The sequence below is a fragment of the Actinomycetospora sp. genome (assembly GCF_036497585.1).
GTDB lineage: Bacteria > Actinomycetota > Actinomycetes > Mycobacteriales > Pseudonocardiaceae > Actinomycetospora.
Genome location: NZ_DASXJD010000081.1, coordinates 1 through 5,711, shown reverse-complemented (window position 1 = coordinate 5,711; position 5,711 = coordinate 1). Strand labels below are relative to the sequence as shown.

The 5,711-nt window shown below is 73.5% G+C and carries 7 protein-coding genes; 2 read left to right on the top strand and 5 right to left on the bottom strand.

The window, feature by feature from the left end:
• The coding region (locus tag VGH76_RS07350) for a helix-turn-helix domain-containing protein (protein WP_331555971.1) at positions 1-426 on the bottom strand (426 nt) is incomplete at its 3' end.
• Positions 427-467: 41 nt separating this feature from the next.
• Here VGH76_RS07350 and VGH76_RS07345 point away from each other — a divergent pair.
• Positions 468-1,085 carry a TMEM175 family protein gene (locus VGH76_RS07345; protein WP_331555972.1) on the top strand — a complete coding sequence of 206 codons (618 nt, stop codon included), beginning with the start codon at positions 468-470 and terminating at the stop codon, positions 1,083-1,085.
• Between the two features lie 78 nt (positions 1,086-1,163).
• On the opposite strand, the gene VGH76_RS07340 is transcribed toward VGH76_RS07345, so the two are convergent.
• Entirely contained in the window at positions 1,164-2,177 is a 1,014-nt protein-coding gene (locus VGH76_RS07340; RefSeq protein WP_331555970.1) for an aldo/keto reductase, read from the bottom strand.
• 101 nt (positions 2,178-2,278) lie between these two features.
• Between VGH76_RS07340 and VGH76_RS07335 the strand changes: the two genes are divergently transcribed.
• Complete coding sequence (locus VGH76_RS07335) at positions 2,279-3,112, top strand: helix-turn-helix transcriptional regulator (RefSeq protein WP_331555969.1); 834 nt, start codon at positions 2,279-2,281, stop codon at positions 3,110-3,112.
• Positions 3,113-3,164: 52 nt separating this feature from the next.
• On the opposite strand, the gene VGH76_RS07330 is transcribed toward VGH76_RS07335, so the two are convergent.
• The 3 genes from VGH76_RS07330 to VGH76_RS07320 form a co-directional block, all read right to left on the bottom strand.
• On the bottom strand, positions 3,165-4,313 hold the full coding sequence (locus tag VGH76_RS07330) for an acyl-CoA dehydrogenase family protein (protein WP_414637687.1): 1,149 nt from the start codon (positions 4,311-4,313) through the stop codon (positions 3,165-3,167).
• A gap of 55 nt (positions 4,314-4,368) precedes the next feature.
• Positions 4,369-4,974 carry a maleylpyruvate isomerase family mycothiol-dependent enzyme gene (locus VGH76_RS07325; RefSeq protein ID WP_331555967.1) on the bottom strand — a complete coding sequence of 202 codons (606 nt, stop codon included), beginning with the start codon at positions 4,972-4,974 and terminating at the stop codon, positions 4,369-4,371.
• Positions 4,975-5,008: 34 nt separating this feature from the next.
• Positions 5,009-5,711 (bottom strand): RNA polymerase subunit sigma-70 (locus VGH76_RS07320; RefSeq protein WP_331555966.1); only part of this gene is annotated, 703 nt, incomplete at its 5' end.

The window sequence follows — 5,711 nt, the reverse complement described above, 5'->3', positions numbered from 1 at the left end:
CGCGCGCGCGACGAGGCCGGCCGAGACCAGCCGATCGATCAGCGTGGTCGCACTGCCGGCCGTCAGCCCGGTGCGCGCGGCGATCTGCGTCGGCGTCACGTCGCCCTGGTGGAGGAGCTCGCCCAGCACGTCGGCCTCGTTCGTGCTGATGTCGACGCCGGCCGCCATGGCGCGCCGGTATTCGTCGGTGGCGACGATCAGTTCCCGGAGGTGGTTCGCGACCTCCCGCATTCCGGCCCCCGTTCGATCCGTTCTCCGAAAGCGTATCCGCCCACCCGAGTAGGGCGCCTGCCCGACGGACACGGCCGTCAGGGGACGGGGGCGCGGCAAGCCGCCGCCGGCGAGCCGGAGCCCGACGACCGTCGACATCTGCTCCAGCGCGAAAAGCACCTCGATCGGATCGCGACCAGGTGCCGCCGACACCACCCCGCCACCCACTCCGGGTGTGATGGGGTGGCCACGTGTCCATGATGCGCACCGGCCGGGTGGAGGCCTTCAGCGACGGCGTCTTCGCCATCGCCATCACCCTGCTCGTGCTCGACCTGGCCGTGCCCCCGCTGGAGGAGTCCCGGCGGGAGGGGCTGTGGGCGGCGCTGGGGCACGAGTGGCCGTCCTATCTCGCCTATCTGGTCAGCTTCTTCGTCGTCGGCATCATCTGGATCAACCACCACACGATGCTGACCCTGGTCGACCAGGTCGACCGCGTCGTACTGTTCGCCAACCTCGTCCTGCTGCTCTTCGTGTCGGTGATCCCCTTCCCGACGCGTCTGCTCGCCGACTACCTCCTCGAGCCCGAGGGGCACGTCGCCGCGGCGATCTACAGCGCCACGATGCTCGCGATGGGCATGGCGTTCAGCGCGCTGTGGCTCACGATCTCGGCACGCCCGCGGATCCTGCGCCGACCCCTCGACCCCGCCACCCGGCGCGCCACCCTGCGGCGCTTCGGCGCCGGTCAGGTGATCTACGCGGCGGCCGTCGCGCTGAGCTTCGTGAGCGCCGTCGCGACCCTCGCCCTGCACGGCGTGCTCGCCCTCTACTACTGCTTCGACCAGCTCACCCCCTCCGGCGGCGTCGACGAGACGTGAGCCGTCGAACGCGCGGCGGGCGCTCCCCGCTCCGGTCACGGCCCGGATGAGGGCCCTGACCCGCACCGTCCGCTTCGCTCACCGACGGCGCTCGCTGTCGAGGTCGGCCATCGCCGCCGCCGGGTACCGGTCGCCGGCGACGGCGCCGCGCGGGATGAGGTCGGCGAGCTCGGCGGCCTCCTCCGGGGACAGCGTGACGGGCTCCAGCATCGTCGCCACCTGCTCGACGCGCCGCGCCCCGAGCACCGGCACGACGTCGTCGCCCGCCGCGGACACCCACGCCAGCGCCAGCTGCGCGATCGTGACGCCCTTGCGCCCGGCCGTGTCGGCCAGCCGCGCCACCAGCGCCTGGTTGTGCTCACGGTTGCCGTCGGCGAAGGTCGGCGTGACGAGGCGGCCGCCCTGCCGGGAGCCGCTGCCGCCGATGAGGCCGCGGGCGAGCACGCCGTAGGCCATGATCCCGATGCCGAGCTCACGGCACGTCGGGAGGATCGCCTCGGCGGAGCCGTCCTCCGGTGCAGTCTCGATGCCCCGCTGCAGCAGCGAGTACTCGATCTGCAGGTCGCTGATCGAGGTCACCGCGGCCGCGCGCCGGATCGTCGGCGCGCCGACCTCGGAGAGCCCGACGTGGCGCACGTAGCCCTGCTCGACCAGCTCGGCGATCGCGCCGACGGTGTCCTCGATCGGCACGGCCGGGTCGAGGCGGGCGGGCCGGTAGACGTCGACGTGGTCGACGCCGAGACGCTGCAGCGAGTAGCCGAGGAAGTTCTTCAGCGCCGCGGGTCGGGCGTCGATGCCCTGGGGCGTGCCGTCGGGCCCGCGCATCGCGCCGAACTTCACCGACAGCACGACGTCGTCGCGGCTCCGCTCCCGCAGCGCGCGCCCGATCAGGGCCTCGTTGTGGCCGGCGCCGTAGAAGTCGCCGGTGTCGATGAGGGTGCCGCCGGCGTCGACGTACGCGTGGATCACGCGGATGCCCTCGTCGTCGTCGACGGTGCCATACGCGCCCGAGAGGCCCATGCCGCCGAGGCCGGGCGAGGTGACCCGCGGGCCGGTACGGCCGAGGCGGCGGAGCTGCAGGGAGGTCGTCATGGCTCCACCCTGCGCCGCGGACGACGGGACGGGCAGGGTCGAGGGATCCAGGGAGCGGTCGACCCTGGCTGGGGCGCCCGGAGGCGCGGACCCTGGCGGGGGTGATCGACCGTGCCGGTCTCGCCGACTTCCTGCGCCGCCGCCGCGAGCTGCTGCGCCCGGCCGACGTCGGGCTGCCACCGGGGGAGCGACGCCGGACACCGGGGCTGCGGCGGGAGGAGGTCGCGGCGCTCGCGGGGGTGTCGGCGGACTACTACTCGCGCCTCGAGCAGGCGCGGGGCCCGCACCCGTCGGAGTCGGTCGTGGCCGCCGTCGCCCGGGCGCTGCGCTGCGAGGTCGACGAGCGCGACCACCTGTTCCACCTCGCCGGGCTCACCCCGCCGCCGCGCCGGGCCGGACGACACGTCCCGCCGGGCCTCCTGCGGCTGGTCGACCACCTCACCGACGTCCCCGTGGTGGTGCTCACCGACCTCACCGAGGTCCTCTGGCAGAACCCCCTCGCCGACGCCCTGGTCGGCCCGCTCGCGCCGGAGCCGGGGCGGGCGAACAACGCGGCATGGCAGTGGTTCACCGACCCGGCCCTGCGCGAGCGGTGCCCGGTCGAGGACCGGGAACGCCTCTCGGCGTCGCACGTGCGCGACCTGCGGGCGGTCTCGTCGCGCCGCGGCGGGGACCCCGACGTGACGGCACTGTTGGCCGACCTGTGCGCGGCGAGCGCCGAGTTCGCCGGGCTGTGGGAGCGCCACGAGGTCGCCGAGCGCCGCGCCGACCGCAAGCGGTTCGAGCACCCCGAGGTCGGCCTGGTCTGCGTCACCTGTGAGGTACTGCTGACCCCGGAGTCCGACCTCCCCCTGCTCGTGCTCTTCCCCACCGAGGGCACCGACGCGCGGGAGAAGTTCGACCTGCTGCGCGTCATCGGCACCTGGGTGCGCTGACGCGCTCGTGAGCACTATCCGCCCTATAGGCCGGACTAGTGCTCACATGCCGTCAGGCACCTAGTCCGCCGCGTTTGACGAGCTGGCCGGCGATGACGTTGCGCTGGATTTCGTTGGTGCCCTCACCGACGATCATGAGGGGGGCGTCGCGGAAGTAGCGCTCGACGTCGTACTCGGTGGAGTAGCCGTAGCCGCCGTGGATGCGCACCGCATTCAGGGCGACCTCCATGGCGATCTCGGAGGTGAACAGCTTCGCCATCCCGGCTTCCATGTCGGCGCGTTCGCCGGCGTCGAAGCGCTGCGCGGCGTGCAGGATCAGCTGCCGCGCGGCGGTGATCTTGGTGGCCATGTCGGCGAGGTAGTTCCCGATCGACTGGTGCTGCCAGATCGGCTTGCCGAACGCCTCGCGCTGCTGGGCGTAGGCCAGCGAGTCCTCGAACGCCGCGGTCGCGACTCCCAGCGCGCGGGCGGCGACCTGGATCCGGCCGGTCTCCAGGCCTTTCATCATCTGGGCGAAGCCGCGGCCCTCGTCGCCGCCGAGCAGCGCCTCGGCGGGCACGCGCATGCCGGTGAACGCCAGCTCGCAGGCCTCGACGCCCTTGTAGCCCAGTTTGGAGAGGTCCTTGGAGATCTCCAGGCCGGGGCCGTGCTCGACGAGCAGGATCGACACGCCGCGGTGCGCGGGCTCGGCGTCGGGGTCGGTCTTGGCCAGCAGCGCGATCAGCCGGGAGCGCCGCGCGTTGGAGATCCAGGTCTTGGAGCCGTTGACGACGTAGGTGTCCCCGGACCGGCGGGCGGTGGTGGTGATGGCCTGCAGGTCGGAACCACCGCCGGGTTCGGTGAGTGCCATGGTGGCGCGCAGCTCGCCGGTGGCCATGCGGGGCAGGTAGCGGTCCTGCTGGGCCTTCGTGCCGAACTCGACGAGCAGTTTGGAGACCACGGTGTGCCCACCCATCGCGCCCGCGAGCGACATCCAGCCGCGGGCGAGCTCGGCGGTGACCATGGCGTAGCAGGGCATCGAGACCGGGGCCTCGCCCCACGGTTCGGGGATCGCCAGCCCGAAGATGCCGAGCTCCTTCATCTGCTCGATCAACACCTCGGGATAGGTGTTGGCGTGCTCGAGCTCGGAGACGACGGGCTTGACGTCCTTGTCCACGAACGCCCGGACCGTCTCCACCACGAAACGCTCTTCCGAGTCCACGACGGTCACTCCCTCTCACGCGCCCGCAGGGCACCTGTGTCCGGACCCCCCAGTCTCACACCGAGCCGGGCGTGACCCGGCCCGTGATCCGCAGCAGCAGATCCACCGCGGGCAGTTCCACCACCCGGGGCCCCTCCCCGACGGACACCTCGGCGTCCGTCGCGACCAGTCGCACCCCGGCGAGGTCGGTGCCGAAGTAGGCGAACGCCCGCGGTCCGGCGCTCTCGAGGACGTGCCGCACCCGGTCCGCGGGCGGCCGTGGCAGGCCGAGGGCCTCGGTGACATCGAGGCCGTGGATGACGTCGTGGCTGAGCGCCCCGGCCTGACCGCCGCCCGGCGGGCGCCACGGGTGCTCGACGTTGTCCCGCAACGCCGCGAGCAGCTCGGCGTCCGAGAGGTGGTCGGTGTCCTCGTGGGCGATGCGGTCGGCGAAGCGGTCGAACTTGCCCCGCGCCGCGGCGATCCCCCGCAGCACCCGGAGGGCCGAGTGGCGGTAGGGCATGGTCACGTGCGCGAGGACCTCGCGGACGCGCCACCCCGTGCAGAGCGAGGCCGCCGCCCACTGGTCGGGCCGCAGCCCGGCGTAGAGGTCGGCGAGGCGGGCGCGCTCGGCGGCGGTCTCCCGCGCGAGCGGGTCGGAGAGGTCGAGCTGTCGGGTCACCGGGGCTCCTTCGGACGTGGTCCTGACCCGGCTCCTACGATCCGACGCCGCCGAACTCATCGGTCCTCGCGGAGGAATCCGGATCGAGGACCGTCGGCAGCCCGAACTCCGCGAACCGGTCCCCGGTGCCGAGGAACGTCGTCGTGTGGGCGATGCGGTCCCCCCGGGTCTCGACCAGGACGAGCGCGAACGGACGGAGCACCCCGGCGTCGTCGGGGCGGTACTGACCGAAGCCGGGCTGGCCGCTGAGGGCGGTCGCCGCGAGGCGCGCGCCCTCGCAGCCGCCCCCGCCGACGAGCGCCGCGATCGTCGCGCCGCCCTGCACCCACCAGCCGAACGGCGGCATCGAGGCACGCGCGTCCTGGCAGAGCAGGTCGGTCAGGCGCGAGACGTCGTGCGCCTCGAACGCGGCGACGTACCGCTCGAGCAGGGCACGTTGGCCGGGGTCGGCCGGGTCGAGCGGGTCGCCGGGGGAGGGACGGTGGCGGTCGAGCGTGTCGCGGGCGCGCTGCAGCGCGCTGTTCGCGGCGGCGGTCGTCGTGCCGAGCATCTCGGCGACCTCGGCAGCGCTGAAGCAGAGGACGTCGCGCAGCAGGAGCGTCGCGCGCTGCCGGGGGGCGAGGTGCTGGAGCGCGGCGACGAAGGCCAGGCGGACGCTCTCGCGCTCGGCCGCCGCCGCGCCCGGGTCCCGGGCCGCGACGAGGCGGGCGTCGGGCATGGGCTCGACGAAGCACTCC